13 protein-coding genes and 1 pseudogene are annotated in these 15,230 nt (G+C 71.6%); 5 read left to right on the top strand and 9 right to left on the bottom strand.

What is annotated here, in order from left to right; genetic code table 11:
• Nucleotides 1–21 precede the first annotated feature (21 nt).
• Complete coding sequence (locus tag OHB00_RS29035; RefSeq protein ID WP_406438971.1) at nt 22–624, bottom strand: HAD family acid phosphatase; 603 nt, start codon at nt 622–624, stop codon at nt 22–24.
• Between the two features lie 455 nt (nt 625–1,079).
• On the opposite strand from OHB00_RS29035, the gene OHB00_RS29040 reads away from it, so the two are divergent.
• Nucleotides 1,080–1,631 (top strand): M23 family metallopeptidase, encoded by a 552-nt coding sequence (locus OHB00_RS29040; RefSeq protein ID WP_406438973.1) that lies wholly within the window; start codon nt 1,080–1,082, stop codon nt 1,629–1,631.
• Between the two features lie 104 nt (nt 1,632–1,735).
• On the opposite strand, the gene OHB00_RS29045 is transcribed toward OHB00_RS29040, so the two are convergent.
• On the bottom strand, nt 1,736–2,332 hold the full coding sequence (locus tag OHB00_RS29045; protein ID WP_406438975.1) for a TetR/AcrR family transcriptional regulator: 597 nt from the start codon (nt 2,330–2,332) through the stop codon (nt 1,736–1,738).
• Nucleotides 2,333–2,479: 147 nt separating this feature from the next.
• Between OHB00_RS29045 and OHB00_RS29050 the strand changes: the two genes are divergently transcribed.
• A complete protein-coding gene (locus tag OHB00_RS29050; protein ID WP_406438977.1) occupies nt 2,480–4,099 on the top strand; it encodes an MDR family MFS transporter in 1,620 nt (539 codons plus the stop codon).
• Nucleotides 4,100–4,264: 165 nt separating this feature from the next.
• Nucleotides 4,265–4,467 (top strand): annotated as a pseudogene (locus OHB00_RS29055) (AraC family transcriptional regulator); the annotation flags it as partial.
• 198 nt (nt 4,468–4,665) lie between these two features.
• Here the strand turns inward: OHB00_RS29055 and cseC are convergent.
• The 5 genes from cseC to OHB00_RS29080 form a co-directional block, all read right to left on the bottom strand.
• Entirely contained in the window at nt 4,666–6,018 is a 1,353-nt protein-coding gene (gene cseC, locus OHB00_RS29060) for a two-component system sensor histidine kinase CseC (RefSeq protein ID WP_406438979.1), read from the bottom strand.
• Nucleotides 6,019–6,029: 11 nt separating this feature from the next.
• Entirely contained in the window at nt 6,030–6,734 is a 705-nt protein-coding gene (gene cseB, locus OHB00_RS29065) for a two-component system response regulator CseB (RefSeq protein WP_406438981.1), read from the bottom strand.
• A gap of 31 nt (nt 6,735–6,765) precedes the next feature.
• Nucleotides 6,766–7,434 (bottom strand): hypothetical protein, encoded by a 669-nt coding sequence (locus OHB00_RS29070; protein ID WP_406438983.1) that lies wholly within the window; start codon nt 7,432–7,434, stop codon nt 6,766–6,768.
• Nucleotides 7,422–7,961, bottom strand: coding sequence for a SigE family RNA polymerase sigma factor (locus OHB00_RS29075; protein WP_406438985.1), 540 nt, complete (start codon nt 7,959–7,961; stop codon nt 7,422–7,424). Before OHB00_RS29075 ends, OHB00_RS29070 begins: the two co-directional genes overlap by 13 nt.
• Nucleotides 7,962–8,240: 279 nt before the next feature.
• A complete protein-coding gene (locus OHB00_RS29080; protein WP_406438987.1) occupies nt 8,241–9,116 on the bottom strand; it encodes an A/G-specific adenine glycosylase in 876 nt (291 codons plus the stop codon).
• Nucleotides 9,117–9,306: 190 nt separating this feature from the next.
• On the opposite strand from OHB00_RS29080, the gene OHB00_RS29085 reads away from it, so the two are divergent.
• On the top strand, nt 9,307–10,155 hold the full coding sequence (locus tag OHB00_RS29085; protein WP_406438989.1) for a hypothetical protein: 849 nt from the start codon (nt 9,307–9,309) through the stop codon (nt 10,153–10,155).
• A 218-nt stretch (nt 10,156–10,373) separates the two neighbouring features.
• On the opposite strand, the gene disA is transcribed toward OHB00_RS29085, so the two are convergent.
• Nucleotides 10,374–11,498, bottom strand: a complete 1,125-nt coding sequence (gene disA, locus OHB00_RS29090) for a DNA integrity scanning diadenylate cyclase DisA (protein WP_406438991.1) — start codon at nt 11,496–11,498, stop codon at nt 10,374–10,376.
• A gap of 80 nt (nt 11,499–11,578) precedes the next feature.
• The gene (gene radA / locus OHB00_RS29095; RefSeq protein WP_406438993.1) at nt 11,579–12,988 is read right to left on the bottom strand and encodes a DNA repair protein RadA; all 1,410 of its coding nucleotides are present in this window, start codon (nt 12,986–12,988) and stop codon (nt 11,579–11,581) included.
• Nucleotides 12,989–13,195: 207 nt separating this feature from the next.
• On the opposite strand from radA, the gene OHB00_RS29100 reads away from it, so the two are divergent.
• Nucleotides 13,196–14,890: a BACON domain-containing protein gene (locus tag OHB00_RS29100; RefSeq protein ID WP_406438995.1), complete on the top strand. Its 1,695-nt coding sequence runs from the start codon at nt 13,196–13,198 to the stop codon at nt 14,888–14,890.
• Nucleotides 14,891–15,230: the final 340 nt, after the last annotated feature.

The following is a 15,230-nucleotide window of genomic DNA, read 5'->3' on the forward strand; positions in this document are numbered from 1 at the left end:
CGGATGGAGCCTATCGGCGTGTTACGACAACTGGCCGTCGTAGTCCGGCAGCTTGAACGTCCTGTCGGCGTGGCCGCCCGAGAGGTCGGAGGCGCTGTTGCCGATGTTCGCGATGATGTCGTAGCCCTTGTTCTCGATGTCGACGCGCTGGGCGGTCTTGTAGGTGGCGACGTCCTTGAAGAGGTCGAGGAAGCCGCGGACGTAGAGACCGGAGACCTGGTAGCCGTCGTGTTCGAGGTTGTACTCGGTGGGCAGGTAGATGATGCCCGGGCGCGCGGTGACGAAGAACAGGGAGACGCCGTGCTGCTGGGCGTACTCGGCGACGTTCAGGACCGGCTTGTTGGCCGGCTGGGGGTAGCTGAAGCCGAAGTCGGTCTCCAGCGTGGTGTTGTCGATGTCGAAGACGATCGCCTGCTTCTCGCCCGGCTCGGCGGCGGCGATGCGCTGCTTCAGGTAGGGCAGGGCCTGGTCCATCACGGACTGGCAGTCCTGCTGCCAGGTGGCGTAGTCGACCGTGGTGGAGCTGCTCTCCGTCGCGGCCTGGGCCGGCGCGGCCAGTCCGGCGAGCGCGGCCACGGATACGGCGGTGACGGACATGCGGCGGGTCCAGGTGCCTCTGGTCATCGGGGCGGGGTGTCCTCTCACGTCACTCTTGCTATGTCAGGGGCATGGTGAGTGGGGCAGATGGCGCGAGGGGAACCGTAGGGTTACCGGCGGGTAGGAGGCTAGGGGTGTGCGCCGGATTTCCTCTGGATCCGGGCGGACGGCGCGCTCCGCGGGTGACATACCGCACGGGTGAAATGTCCGTTACTAGCGCGGGTAGTGGATCCGCCCGTCCGGAACGACGGGGATTTTTGCCTGGACGTTACGACCAGGGAGCGACGTCGGGGCGGGATTGCCTGGTCAGGCGTCTTCTGTCAAGAAATGGTCAATTCTGGCGATGGATACTATGAGATGTCGTAGACGGGTGGCTTGAGCGGTTTCCGGGCTCCGGGTTACCAAGGGACGGCCCGTTCGGCGGCCGCCCCTGTGGGCCGGTGCCGCGGAGGGGTCCCTGCTGTCTACTTCATGAGGTTCCGATGTCCCTGCGCGCTGCTCTCCGTGCCCCCCGTCCGTCCTCGCTCCGCAAGCGGGCCGCCGTTCTGGCCGCCGGCGTCGGAGTCGCGGCCGTGGCGGGGTCGGGGGTCGCGTCGGCCGCCACCTCCGGTGCCGCCGCCTGGGTCGACCCGGTGAAGAAGTACACGCTCTCCGCGAGCTTCGCCCAGGCCGGGGGCCTGTGGAGCGCCAAGCACAGCGGGCAGGACTTCGCGGTGCCGAGCGGCACCGAGGTCGTCGCCGCGCACGGCGGCACCGTCGCCAAGGCCGGCGGCAACGGCGCCGGTGACGGTCCCGCGTACGGCAACGCCATCGTCGTCAGGCACGGGAACGGCCAGTACTCGCAGTACGCGCATCTCTCCCGCGTCGACGTCAGGCCCGGGCAGATCGTCAGGACCGGTCAGCACATCGGCCTGTCCGGCAGCACCGGCAACTCCACCGGACCCCACCTGCACTTCGAGATCCGCACGACCCCGAACTACGGCTCCGCGGTCGACCCCGTCACCTTCCTGCGCGCCAAGGGCGTCATCGTCTGACGGCGCGAGGCGGGCCGGTGTCCGAGGTGTGTCCGGCGGGCTGGGCCGGCGTCTCGCTCCGGGCTTCGGACGGGGAGCCGTCCGGTCGTTCGTCGCGGCGCGTCCTAGGCCGGGTGTGAGCCCCGGTGGGCCTGGGTGACCAGGTCCACGGCGACCTCCAGGACGGCCTCGCGCTTCTCCCGGGGGTCGCCTTCGACGTCCTGCATGACGAACATGCCGGCGTGCAGGGTGAAGAGCGCGCTGATGCAGCGGATCTGGTCGGTCAGGGCCGCGTCCGGGTCGATGATGATGTTCCGCAGGCCGCGCATCCGGTCCTTGAAGGTGTCGCCGATCCGCAGCTCCCGGACCGTCGCCTGGTTCTCCTGCATGAACCGGAACAGGGGCTCGGCCTCGGTCAGCGCCTGGTGGTAGCGCCGTACGATCTCCTGCTTGGTCTCCAGGGTGTGCGGCTGGCCCTTGCCCCACTCGATCAGGTCCTGGATCGGCCGCGTCAGGTCCTCGAAGACGCTGACCAGGATCTCTTCCTTGGTCTTGAAGTGGTAGTACAGGGCCGCCTTGGTCACGTCGAGGCGCTCGGCGATCTCCCGCAGGGAGGTCTTCTCGTAGCCCTGCTCGGCGAAGAGTTCGAGCGCGACGTCCTGGATGCGCTGGCGGGTGTTTCCGCGGCGCTGCTGCTTGGTGCCGTCCATGGTGACGCTCATCCTCTGACTCCTCGTATCCCCGCGAAAACTTGCTTGCCGCCCGGCTAGTAAACTTACTTGACGCCCGGCTAGTGACGGGTCTAACTTCCAGTGTAGTGAACTAGCCGGGCGGCAAGTAAGTACCTGTCGCCAGGGGGAGTGGGAGAGATGGCGGACACCCAGGCGGCCGAGACCGGCCAGGAGACTCCGAAGACACCGGAAGCGGCCGGGCAGCCGGAGGAAAAGCCGGAGAAAGAGCCGAAGAGCGTACGGGTCGTGATGCTCGCGCTCATGGTCGCGATGATGCTCGCGATGCTCGACAACATGATCGTGGGCACGGCGATGCCGACGATCGTGGGCGAGCTGGGCGGTCTGGAGCATCTGTCGTGGGTCGTGACCGCGTACACCCTCGCGACCGCGGCGGCCACCCCGCTCTGGGGCAAGCTCGGTGACATGTACGGGCGCAAGGGCGCCTTCATGACCTCCATAGTCATCTTCCTGATCGGCTCCGCGCTCAGCGGCATGGCCCAGGACATGGGCCAGCTGATCGGGTTCCGGGCCGTCCAGGGCCTCGGCGCCGGCGGTCTGATGGTCGGCGTCATGGCGATCATCGGTGACCTGGTGCCGCCCCGCGAGCGCGGCAAGTACCAGGGCATGATGGCCGGCGTGATGGCGCTCGCCATGATCGGCGGCCCGCTGGTCGGCGGCACCATCACCGACAACTGGGGCTGGCGCTGGGCCTTCTACATCAACCTGCCGCTCGGCGTGGTCGCGCTGGCCGCCATCAGTGCCGTACTGCACCTGCCGAAGAAGCGGAACAAGACGCGCATCGACTACCTGGGTGCCGCTCTGCTGACCCTCGGCATCACCTCGATCGTGCTGGTCACCACCTGGGGCGGCTCCGAGTACGCCTGGACGTCCGCGCGGATCATGGAACTGATCGGCATCGGCGTCGTCGCGCTGATCGGCTTCGTCTTCTGGCAGACCAAGGCCGCCGAGCCGGTCCTGCCGCTGCACATCTTCCGCAGCCGCAACTTCACCCTGATGTCGATCATCGGCTTCATCGTGGGCTTCGTGATGTTCGGCGCCACCCTGTTCCTGCCGCTGTACCAGCAGGCCGTGCAGGGCGCCTCCGCGACCAACTCCGGTCTGCTGCTGCTCCCGATGCTCGGCGCGATGCTGGTGACCTCGATGGTCGCCGGGCGGGTCACCACCAGCACCGGCCGCTACAAGATCTTCCCCCTCGTGGGCGGTGTGCTGCTCTCCATCGGCCTGTACCTGCTGTCCACCATGGACACCGACACCACCCGGTTCACCTCCGGGGTGTACATGGCCGTCGTCGGCCTCGGCATGGGCTGCCTGATGCAGATCACCATGCTGGTCGCGCAGAACAGCGTGGAGATGCGGGACATGGGTGTCGCGTCCTCGTCCACCACCCTGTTCCGTACGCTCGGCTCCTCCTTCGGTGTCGCCATCATGGGCGCGCTCTTCAACAACCGGGTCAAGGACGTCATGGCCGAGCGGGCCGGCTCGCTGGGCTCCAAGATCACGGAGCAGTCGGCGCAGCTGGACGCGAAGAGCCTGGCGAAGCTGCCGGTGGCGGCGCGCGAGGCGTACCAGCACGCGGTGTCGGCCGGTACCCACTCCGCCTTCCTGCTCGGCGCCGTGATCGCCGTGCTGGTGCTGGCGGCGGCGGTCTTCGTGAAGGAGGTCCCGCTGCGGGGCGGTCCGCAGAAGACGGGCGAGTCCGACGAGGCGGCGCCGATGCCGGTGGTCGAGGCCGTCTGAGCGAGGCCGTGGTGGCCGGGGCCGGGTGAGCAAGGTCGCCGAGGCCGGCTGAGCACCGTGCGGGAGTTCTGGGGAGTACCGCTCCCGGAGCTCCCGCTTCGGCGTTTCGGGCCGAAGATCGTCGGCGTGGGCAGACTGCGGCAGCCACGCCTCGCCAGGGACGCCATGGACCGGGACTGGACCGGGCCGACCCGGCCCTGGACCTCGACGCGGTCGCCGCGCACGACTGCTACCCGCGGTGTCACTTCCTGCGCGCCTTCAAGGAGGCGTACGGCGAGACCCCCGGCCAGTAACTGACGCACCGCAGGATCGAGCGGGCGGAGGAGATGCTCCGCGGCGCCGACCTCACCGTTGACCCGAAGGCCCACCGGAGAGTGGCTCACCGGTTCGTGCCCGGCGGGGTCTCGGACGGCAGGGCTGGGTGGCATGGTGATCTGCGGGCCGGTGGGGCTTGTCGCGCCCACGCGGCGATAGCCGCACATCGCGTACAGCCCCGCGCCCCTGACGGGGCGCCCACCGCAGAGCAGCTCAGCGGCTGCCCGCCTGGGCGCCCACCGCAGAGCAGCTCAGCGGCTGCCCGCCTGGGCCGGGCCCGGCAGCATCGGATAGCTGCCGGTGGCCGTCGGGGCATGCTCCGGGAGCCAGAGGACGGCCACCGCGCCCTCCGCCGGGATGTGCTCGGGCGCGCCCGCCGCGCGGACGTTGCGGAAGGTCAGGCGGGCGCCCAGGACACGTGCCTGGCCCGCCGCGATGGTCAGGCCCAGACCGTGGCCCTGGCCGGCCCGGTCCGCGCTGCCGGTGCGGAAGCGGCTGGGACCCTCGGCGAGGAGTTCCTCCGGGAAGCCGGGACCGTGGTCGCGGACCCGGATGACCCGGCCCTCGACGGTCACCTCGATCGGCGGCCTGCCGTGCCGGGCCGCGTTGGCGAGCAGGTTGAACAGCACCCGTTCCAGCCGGCGCGGATCCGTGGTGACCTCCGACTCGTGCACCACCCGCACCTCGATCCGCGGGTCCTTCGCGGCCACCCGCCGGGCGACGAACTCGCCCAGCATGATGTCCTGCAGCTCGGCCCGCTCCGAGGCACTGTCGAGACGGGCGACCTCCAGCACGTCCTCGACGAGGGTGCGCATCGCCTTCGCCCGGTCGAGGACCAGCTCGGTCGGCCGGCCGGGCGGCAGCAGCTCGGCCGCCGTGAGCAGGCCGGTCACCGGCGTACGCAGCTCGTGCGCGATGTCCGCCGTCACCCGCCGTTCGGCCTCAAGGCGCTGCTGCAACGCGTCCGCCATGGCGTCCACCGCCCGCGCCAGGTCGTCGGTCTCGTCCCGTACGACCCCGCCGATCGCCTCCCGCACCCGTACGTTCGGCTCGCCCTGGGCGACCTGGTTGGCCGCGGCCGCCGCCTTGCGCAGCCGCCGCGAGAGCTGCCCGCCGATCAGCACCCCGAGAGCGCTGCCACCGAGGACGACCGCGATGGAGCCGATGACGAGGGCCTGGTCCAGGTCCTTCAGGACATCGCTGCTGCGGTTCGCGAAGGTGCTGTGCAGGGACAGCACCCGCCCGTCCTTGGCCTGCACCGCCGCCCAGATGTCCGGCGCGCCGGTGCCGTGGTCGATGACGTCGGTCGCCCGGCGGCCCGCGTCGACCCGCTCGCGCAGGGCCGGCGGCAGCCGGGGGTCGTCGACCTTGACGTCGGGGAAGTTCGCCCTCCCGTACAGCTCGTAGTTGCGCTGCGCGATCTGCAGCCGCTCGTTGGCCAGGTCGCGCGCGTTGTCCAGCATCGAGACCCGGGCGGCGTTGTGCACCACCAGGCTCAGCGCGATCGCGACCAGTGCGCCGACCAGCGCGATCGCCGCGCTCAGCTTCCATCTCAGCCCGGTGCGCAGTCCCGGACTCCGGTACCTGACGAAGAACCCCCGCATGACCGCCTCGCTCAGGCCTTCAACTTGTAGCCGAAACCGCGGACCGTCTCGATCCGGTCCTGGCCGATCTTGGTGCGCAGCCGCTGCACATGGACGTCGACGACCCGGGTGTCCCCGCCCCAGCCGTAGTCCCAGACGCGTTCGAGCAGCTTGTCGCGGGAGAGCACGGTCCCCGGCGCCGAGGAGAACTCAAGCAGCAGCCGCATCTCGGTAGGGGTGAGCGCGACCGGCTGCCCGGACCGGCGCACCTCCATGCCCTCGGTGTCGATCTCCAGTTCGCCGAAGGTGAGCATGGAGCCGGTCACCTCCGCCGTGTCCCCGTGCGGCTTTTCGCCGCCGCTCGCGTGCCCGAAGCGGCGCAGCACAGCCCGGATCCTGGCGACCAGCACGGCGCCGTCGAACGGCTTGGTGACGTAGTCGTCGGCGCCCGCCTCCAGGCCCAGCACCACGTCGATCGAGTCGGCGCGCGCCGAAAGCATGATCACCGGGACGGTCGACTCGTCACGGATGCGCCGGCACAGGCTCACCCCGTCCAGGCCCGGGACCATCACGTCCAGCAGGGCGATGTCGGGCCGGTCCGCGCGGAAGGCCTCCAGTCCCGACACGCCGTCGGGCATGGCGGTCACCGCGAAGCCGTCCCGCTCCAGGGCGAGCTGGGTGGCCTCGCGGATGACGTCGTCGTCCTCGACGAACAGGACGTGGGTCTGGTCTGCCATCCCGGCTCTCTCGGTGGTCGGTGGGGTGGGTTCAGTTGGCGACGGAGGGCTCCGGCGTGGCGTCGCCGCTGCCGGCCGCGTTGCCGTAGTCGGTGTGGTGGAAGTCCTCCTGGACGAAGCGTCCCGCGGTCCAGCTGTAGGTGATCACGTTCTCACCCGACGGACTCGACACCGGGTCGCCCTTCTCGTACACCTGCTTGGTCACGCTCAGGTCGCCCCGGTCTATCTCCGCGTAGACCGGGGACTCCTCGGCCTTGAAGACATTCTTGTACGCGCCGCTCTCCCTGCGGTACACGTACGCCCCGACCCCGACCGCGTCCCCGCAGGTCAGCACGTTGACGACGATGTCCTCGGCCGGGCCCCCGGTCAGATCGCCGTACGTCACGTCGACGGGGTACTCGTCGCCCGAGCACGGCTTGAGGTCCCGCTTCACCGTGGCCGAGACCACCGGGTCGGCCTTCACCAGGGCGACCGCGTCGACCTTCTCGTAGGTCTGGGACGGGTTGGGCGAGGGGGCCTTGGCGGCCGGGGCGTTCCCGACCGAGTCTGCGTGCGCCGGGCCCTCGTCCCGGGCTCCGGTGCCGCCGGTGCCGCAGGCCGCGGCGAAAAGGGCGAGGGCGGCGAGCACGGCCGTCGCCGTGATCACCGCCTGTGCACTCGCCGGGCCCCTGCTGGGCCCCGTGCCGGTCAGGCCGCGCAACGCTCCCGCTCCTCACGCTCCAGCGCGCGTGCGTCGAGGTCGCGTGACTCCAGCTCCTCGCGGAGCCGGGCGAGCGCCCGGTGCAGCGTGCTCTTGACCGTTCCGGCCGACATGCCGAGGGCGGCGGCCGTCTCCTCCGTGGACATCTGCTCCCAGTGTCGCAGCACCACGACACTGCGCTGTTTCGGAGCCAGAACCTTCATGATGTCCATAAGGAGAGCGCGGTCCGCGTGCTGCTCGGTGGAGTCCTCCACACAGGCGTCGGGCAGCTGCTCGGTGGGGACCTCCTCCAGCTTCCGGGCCCGCCACCACTCGGTCCGCGTGTTGATCATGACCCGGCGCAGGTAGGCGTCCGCGAGCTTCTTGTCGGCGATGCCCTCCCAGCGGCCGTACGTCCGTACCAGCGCGGTCTGCAGCAGGTCCTGGGCGTCGGTCGGGTCCGGGACCAGCCGGCGGGCGCTGCGCAGCAGCGCGTCCTGCCGGGTGCGGACGTACTCCTCGAATTCGAGCACCTCGCCCTGCGCCATGATCAACCGCCTCCCGATCCCCGTTTTCCCCGGCCCTGTGCCTGAGTTACTGCCGTCCCGCGGTCGTGGCGGGCACAGAAACGAAGCTACGGACCCGTTGTCACGGGGCTGTGCGGAGCAGCCTGCGGGTAGCAATCGGCTGTCCGTCGGTTGTGTAACGGAAGTAGGCGCGGGGTAAGCAGGCACACGCTTATGCCTGGTTGTGCGGCGATTTGACGCGCGGTCGGGTCCGTAACAGAGCCCCTGGCACTGTGATGCGGCTGTGCGTCCGCGGTGGATTCAGCCCAGCGGAAGCCGGTACAGGCCGCCCGCGAGCGGCTCCACCAGCCCGTCCGAGACCAGCCCGTCCAGCGCGCGGGCCCGCTGCACCGGCTCGTGCCACACCCGGTCGAGCGCCGTCTGCGGCACCGGGGCGTGCGCCTCGCGCAGGACGGCGAGCAGCTTGCCGCGCACCTGGCGGTCGGTACCGGCGTACGTCTGCCCCCGCCGGGGCGGTCCCTCGTGCTCCGGCTTGCCGGCCAGCCGCCAGGCGCACTCCCCCGCGATCGGACACCGCTGGCACGTCTCGTTCTTCGCCGTGCACACCAGCGCGCCCAGCTCCATGGAGGCGGCGGCCCAGCGGGCGGCGGTCTTCTCGTCCGCCGGCAGCAGCTCGCGGGCGAGTTTGCGCTCGGCGGCGGTGGTGGCGTTCGGCGGGTACCGCACGCCGCTCACGGCCCGCGCGAACACCCGCCGCACATTGGTGTCGAGCACGGCGTGGCGCTGCCCGTACGCGAACGAGGCGACGGCCGCGGCGGTGTACTCACCGATACCCGGCAGCGCGAGCAGCTGCGCGTGATCCGTCGGTACGTCGCCGTCGTGCCGTTCCGTTATGGCGACGGCGGCGCCGTGCAGCCGCAGGGCGCGGCGCGGGTAGCCGAGCCGGCCCCAGGCGCGGACCGCCTCGCCGGGCGCCTCGGCGGCGAGGTCGGCGGGGCGTGGCCAGCGGGCCAGCCACTGCTCGTAGACGGGCTGCACCCGGCTCACCGGGGTCTGCTGCAGCATGAACTCGCTGACCATCACCCCCCACGGGCCCGCCTCCGGGCGGCGCCAGGGGAGGTCACGGGCATGGGCGTCGAACCAGGCGATCACGGGGGTGTGGAGCTTCTCAGTCATGGCCCTTCCGATCCTGCCACGTCCGGCGGCGGCTCGGGTGGACGTGGTTCGCGGCGAGGCCGGGGTTGACGCCCCCGCGACGAAGGGGGGCCGGGCCGACGGGAGTTACCGGAATGATGATCAGGAAAAGTTGAGGTTTGGGCGGCGGGTGGGGCGAGGAACTGCACGGATCTCTCGTACAGTTTGCGCCGTGGGATCTCTGCGCAATCCGGTCGGGCCGCTTCCCTCCTCCATCTACTGGCGACGGAGGGTCCTCATGCTGTCGGCGCTCGTCGTCCTGGCGCTGCTGATCGCGTGGATCGTGACGTCGAACGGCGGAGGCGGCAAGAAGAACGACGGCGGGTCGGACGGCAAGAATCCCGTGTCCACCATCACGCCGGGGCCCTCCGAGAGCGGGCCGGCGATCAGCCAGGCACCGGGCGGCCGGGACGAGTCGAGCGGCGGCGGTTCGGGTTCGAGCTCCGGTTCCGGCTCCACCGGCGGCAGTTCGAGCGGGACGGGCGGTGACTCGTCGTCCGGATCCGCCGGTTCGGCGGGCTCCTCGGGCTCCTCGGGTTCCTCGTCCGGCTCGGGCGGTGACGACGTCACGTCGGGTTCCGGCGGTACGGTCGCCTCGCTGCCGGGGTCCTCCACGCTGCCCGACTGCACCGCCGGGTCGGTGGCGTTGAGCCTGAAGAGCCTGCACAACTCGTACTCGCCGGAGCAGACGCCGACCTTCGAACTCACCGCGAAGAACACGTCGTCGAGCGACTGCAAGATCGACCTCGGGCCGAAGACCGCGGTGTTGACCATCACGCAGGCCAGTTCGGACGACAGCTACTGGTCGTCGGCGGACTGCCCGAAGGTGTCGGGCAGCCGCTGGTACCGGGTGCCGGCCGGCAGCAGCATCACATACACCCTGAAGTGGGACCGGAAGCCGAGCGCTCCCCAGTGCGCGACGCCTGCGGCGGGCTCGGCCGGGGCGGGCACGTACCTGCTGGAGGCGGAGGCCCCGGGGTACACCAAGGCCCAGGCGTCTTTCGTACTGGCGGCGGACTAGCCGGGGCGGGGGTGGGGACGCTCACCCGGCGCCGGCAGGGTGCCTCCCCCAGAGGGGGGACCCCCAGCGCCCACCCGTGCCGCCCAGCGGCACGACTGCCCGCCGCTAGATGAGGCACGGCTGGGCAGCGCCCCGTAAGGGGCGCGGGGAACTGCGCGATCGGCCCCCACTCGCCCGCAGCCGCCGTACAACGTGGCAACCCGAGCTACTAGGCGAAATCAGACATACCGCTCAAGAATCGAAGACTCGGCCAGCCGCGACAGACCCTCGCGCACACTGCGTGCCCGCGCCTCGCCGACCCCGTCCACGGTCTGGAGGTCATCGACGCTCGCGGCGAGCAGCTTCTGCAGGCCCCCGAAGTGCTCCACCAGCCGGTCGATGATCGCCCCCGGCAGCCTCGGCACCTTCGCCAGCAGCCGGAACCCGCGCGGCGACACCGCGGAGTCCAGCGCCTCAGGCGACCCCGTGTACCCCAACGCCCGCGCCACCGTCGACAGTTCCAGCAGCTCCGCGTGGCTGAGGGCGTCCAGCTCGGACAGCGCCTCGTCGACCGTACGGGAGCGTTTCGCCGTCGGCTCGGGCACGTAGTCCCGGACCGCGAGCTCGCGCTCCGGCTCGACCCCGGCGATCAGCTCGTCCAGCTGGAGGGCGAGAAGCCGCCCGTCGGTGCCCAGTTCGACCACGTACTCGGCGATCTCCGTGGCGATCCGGCGGACCATCTCCAGGCGCTGGGCGACCGCCGACACGTCACGCACCGTCACCAGGTCCTCGATCTCCAGCGCCGACAACGTTCCCGCGACCTCGTCCAGGCGGAGCTTGTACCGCTCCAGCGTCGCCAGCGCCTGGTTCGCGCGGGAGAGGATCGCCGCCGAGTCCTCCAGGACGCGGCGCTGACCGTCGACGTACAGCGCGATCAGCCGCATCGACTGGGAGACCGAGACCACCGGGAACCCGACCTGCTTGGAGACGCGGTCCGCCGTGCGGTGGCGGGTGCCCGTCTCCTCCGTGGGGATCGTCGCGTCGGGCACGAACTGCACGCCCGCCCGCAGGATCTTCGACAGGTCGGAGGAGATCACGATGCCGCCGTCGAGTTTGCACAGCTCCCGCAGCCGCGTCGCCGTGAACTCGACATCCAGCACGAAACCGCCCGTGCACATCGCCTCGACCGTCTTGTCGAAGCCGAGGACGATGAGCCCGCCGGTGTTGCCGCGGAGGACCCGCTCCAGGCCGTCCCGCATGGACGTGCCCGGAGCCACGGCGCTCAGCGAGGCGCGCATCAGGCCATCGGAACCGGCACTCCCACCGGACTTCCCGGGAGCTCCTGCCCGGTCGTTGGCTGCCACTGCACTCCTCCGGTCGCAGGTTCTGAGGCGCTGCCGTCCCCGCACTCGGTTCGTACGGACGGGCGAGACCAGGGCAAAGTCTACCGGCGCTCCTCCGCCTCCCGTGGGGCCTCTCGGCGACGGGAGCGCGGCAGCACCCGCAGCGCGTCCCCCATGTCGGCGACTTCGAGGACCTTCATGCCCGCCGGGACCTTGCCGGGATCGCCCGGTACGAGCGCGTGCGTGAAGCCGAGCCGGTGCGCCTCCGCGAGCCTGCGCTGGACCCCGGTGACCCGTCTGACCTCGCCCGCGAGGCCGACCTCACCGATGGCGACCAGGTTCTTCGGGAGCGGGGTGTCGCTGGCGGCGGAGGCCAGGGCGAGGGCGATGGCCAGGTCGGCCGCGGGCTCGGAGAGCTTCACGCCGCCGACGGTCGCCGAGTAGATGTCCCGCTTGCCGAGCGCGCTGATCCGGCCCCGCTGCTCCAGGACGGCCAGCATCATCGAGACCCGGGAGGTCTCCAGGCCGGACGTGGTGCGGCGCGGCGAGGGGATCTGGGAGTCGACCGTCAGCGCCTGCACCTCGGCGACCAGGGGGCGGCGGCCCTCCAGGGTGACGGTCAGGCAGGTGCCCGGGACCGGCTCGGCACGTCGGGTCAGGAAGAGCCCGCTCGGGTCGGCGAGCCCCGTGATGCCCTCGTCGTGCAGTTCGAAGCAGCCGACCTCGTCGGTGGCGCCGTAGCGGTTCTTGACGCCCCGGACCAGGCGCAGGCGCGCGTGCCGGTCGCCCTCGAAGTGGAGGACGACGTCCACCAGGTGTTCCAGCAGGCGGGGGCCGGCGATCGTGCCGTCCTTGGTGACATGGCCCACGAGGAGGGTGGACATGCCCCGATCCTTGGACGCGCGGATGAGCGCCCCGGCCACCTCGCGGACCTGGGCCATGCCGCCGGGGGCGCCGTCGATCTCGGGGGAGGCGACCGTCTGCACGGAGTCCAGGATCAGCAGCGACGGCTTCACCGCGTCCAGGTGGCCGAGGACGGCGGCCAGATCGGTCTCGGCGGCGAGGTAGAGGTGGTCGTCGATGGCGCCGATGCGGTCGGCGCGCAGCCGGACCTGGCTCGCCGACTCCTCGCCGGTGACATAGAGCGTGCGGTGCTCGTCACTGGCCGACTTGGCCGCCACGTCGAGGAGGAGGGTGGACTTGCCGACGCCGGGCTCGCCGGCGAGCAGCACCACCGCGCCGGGGACCAGGCCACCGCCGAGGACCCGGTCCAGCTCGGGCACGCCGGTGGTGCGGGCGGTGGCCTGACGGCCGTCGACCTGGCCGATGGGCACCGCGGAGGTGGTGACACGGCCGGGTGCCGTCGTCCGGACGGCGGGCGTGCCGTACTCCTCGATCGTCCCCCACGCCTGGCACTCGGCGCACCGGCCGAGCCACTTGGCCGTCTGCCAGCCGCACTCGGTGCAGCGGTAGGACGGACGGTCCTTCGAGGTCTTGGTACGGGCAGCCATGCGGAAACCGTAGCCGCCGCCACTGACAGTGGGTCGACGGTGGCCTGTGTGACAGGTGTGGGTGGACCGGTCCCGGCCACCCGGAGACGGGAACGAGCCACGGAAGAACAGGTTCCTGTCCCCTATTGAGGGATCGTTTCACCCGTACGGATTAAAAGTGCTCAAGCCTCAGGAAGGGGCCATACAGGGCCGCCTACGGTCGCACGGGTGATGAGCAGCAGTGCGGAGACCTCGGCCCGAACGACCGGCGCGCACCGGGCACACCGGGAGGCGCGCGTGGCGCGTGATCGAGCGGCGGCGCGTGCGCTGGCGCAGCGACCGCCGGCTCGCTACGAACCGTACCTGGACGGGCTGTTCACCTACTGCCTCTCGGTGCTGTGCGACCACGACGCGGCCACCGCCGCGCTCGGGGACGTCCTCGCCCTCGCCGAGCGGCGCGGCCAGCGCGTCCCGGAGGCCGCCGGGGACCGCAGGGCCTGGCTGTACGCGCTGGCCCGCTGGGCCTGTCTGCGCGGCCTGGCCCAGGCCAAGCAGAAACGTCAGGCCACCCACGCGGCAGGCCGGCACACCGCCCCCGACCCCGTGGTCCCCGCCGACATCCAGGAGCAGCGGCGCCACGAACTCGCCCAGCTCGCCTGGCCCGAGGCCGCCGGCACCACCCCCGAGCAGCGCGAGGCGCTCGAACTCGCCGTCCGCCACCACCTCGCCGCCCACGAGGTCGCCGCCGTCCTCGGCATGGACCTGGCCGGCGCCCGGGAACTGCTCGCCTCCGCCGCCTGCGAGGTCGAACGCACCCGCGCGGCCCTCGCCGTCGTCGAGACCGGCGGCTGCCCGAGCGTGTCCCACCTCACCGGCGACAGCCAGCTGGTGCTCAGCAGCGCCCTGCGCCGGGAACTGGTCCGGCACGTCGACGACTGCCCGCGCTGCCGCCGTACCGCCGAGCGCGCGGCTCCCGGCCGGTGGCCCGGCGCGATGACCACGCCCGCCGAGCTGCCTGTCCTGGAGGCGCCCCGCGCGGCCCTGCACATGGCCATGGCGCACCAGCCACGCGCGCGTGGTGCCGCCGCCCCGCGCTTCGACCGGCGCGGCTTCCCGATGGACCCCAAGGACCACGCGGCCCGCCGCGACCGGCTACGCGCGCGTGCCGTCACGACGACCGTCGTCGCCACGGTGGTGGCGGCGCCGGTGCTGGCCCTGTGGGCGGCATACCGGGGCTCGCCGGCGGGGGAGGGCCGCGACGGGACGTCCGCCGCGAGCGCGCGGGAGGCCGCCGGCCCCGACGCGCTCGGCGGCGACACACCCGGGGGTTACGAGAACGCCGGCAACGCCGGGACCAGACCCGGACCGCGCGTCGGCAAGGACGGCAAGGCCGACGTGTCGGTGGAGGTGATCAGCGTGAGCGGAGCCGACCGGAAGGCGGTCGGCGCGGGACACCTCGCGGTGACGGCCGCGAACGACGGCGACACGACGCTGATCACGCTCGCGGCGTCCGGGGACGCGGCGGTGCGGTGGTCGGTGACCACCCCGGCGAGCTGGCTGTACTTCTCCCGGCCGACGGGGACGTTGCGGCCGGGAGAGTCGGTCACGATCAAGGTGTATGTCGATCATCTGCGGGAACCGGCCGGACACTGGAGCGCACGGGTGGCGGTGGCGCCGGCGGGGGCGGTGGTGTCGATCGGCGGGTACGGGACGGCTCCGCCGTCCCGCCGGGGACCGAAACCACCCCCTGCGGGGAGACCGACGCCGACAGCGACCGACTCGGCGTCCACCGAGCCGACACCGCCGGCCAGCGACCCGCCGACGTCGCCCACGCCCACGCCCACCGAATCGGATACCGCGAGCCCGACGGGGTCACCTTCGCCGACAGACCCCGGCAGCGAGGGCCCACCACCGCCCCCGTGAGCCCCGTCACCGGCCGACCTTGTTCCGCGGACGCCTCCCCGCTCACCGGTCTGTCCCGCCTGCCGGTCTCCCCGCTCCCGGTCTGTCGCGCTCACCGGTCTGTCCCGCCCGCAGGCCTCTTCCTGCCGCGGGTCTCGTGGGTCTACCGGTCGCGTTCGTCTGCCGGTCTCTTGCTGCTGGCAGTTCTTCCGCCTGCCGGTCGCGCGTTTCCGTCAGCCATTCCTGCCGCCGGTCTCCTCTTTCCGCCGCGACGGTGCTCGGCCACGACGGTGGAGTTCGGCGGTGCCGAGCCGGGCGGTACCCGCCCTGCGGATGCGGCCGCGTTGTGGCTGGTCGCGCC

The organism is Streptomyces sp. NBC_00631 (assembly GCF_045206895.1).
Taxonomy (GTDB): Bacteria; Actinomycetota; Actinomycetes; order Streptomycetales; family Streptomycetaceae; genus Streptomyces.

Bases quoted from the DNA above. Each gene is read 5' to 3' on its own strand.
- OHB00_RS29035 (WP_406438971.1), bottom strand. From the start codon at position 624: ATGACCAGAGGCACCTGGACCCGCCGCATGTCCGTCACCGCCGTATCC.
- OHB00_RS29075 (WP_406438985.1), bottom strand. From the start codon at position 7,961: ATGGCGCAGGGCGAGGTGCTCGAATTCGAGGAGTACGTCCGCACCCGG.
- radA (WP_406438993.1), bottom strand. From the start codon at position 12,988: ATGGCTGCCCGTACCAAGACCTCGAAGGACCGTCCGTCCTACCGCTGC.
- cseB (WP_406438981.1), bottom strand. From the start codon at position 6,734: ATGGCAGACCAGACCCACGTCCTGTTCGTCGAGGACGACGACGTCATC.
- OHB00_RS29080 (WP_406438987.1), bottom strand. From the start codon at position 9,116: ATGACTGAGAAGCTCCACACCCCCGTGATCGCCTGGTTCGACGCCCAT.
- OHB00_RS29045 (WP_406438975.1), bottom strand. From the start codon at position 2,332: ATGAGCGTCACCATGGACGGCACCAAGCAGCAGCGCCGCGGAAACACC.
- cseC (WP_406438979.1), bottom strand. From the start codon at position 6,018: ATGCGGGGGTTCTTCGTCAGGTACCGGAGTCCGGGACTGCGCACCGGG.
- OHB00_RS29050 (WP_406438977.1), top strand. From the start codon at position 2,480: ATGGCGGACACCCAGGCGGCCGAGACCGGCCAGGAGACTCCGAAGACA.
- OHB00_RS29040 (WP_406438973.1), top strand. From the start codon at position 1,080: ATGTCCCTGCGCGCTGCTCTCCGTGCCCCCCGTCCGTCCTCGCTCCGC.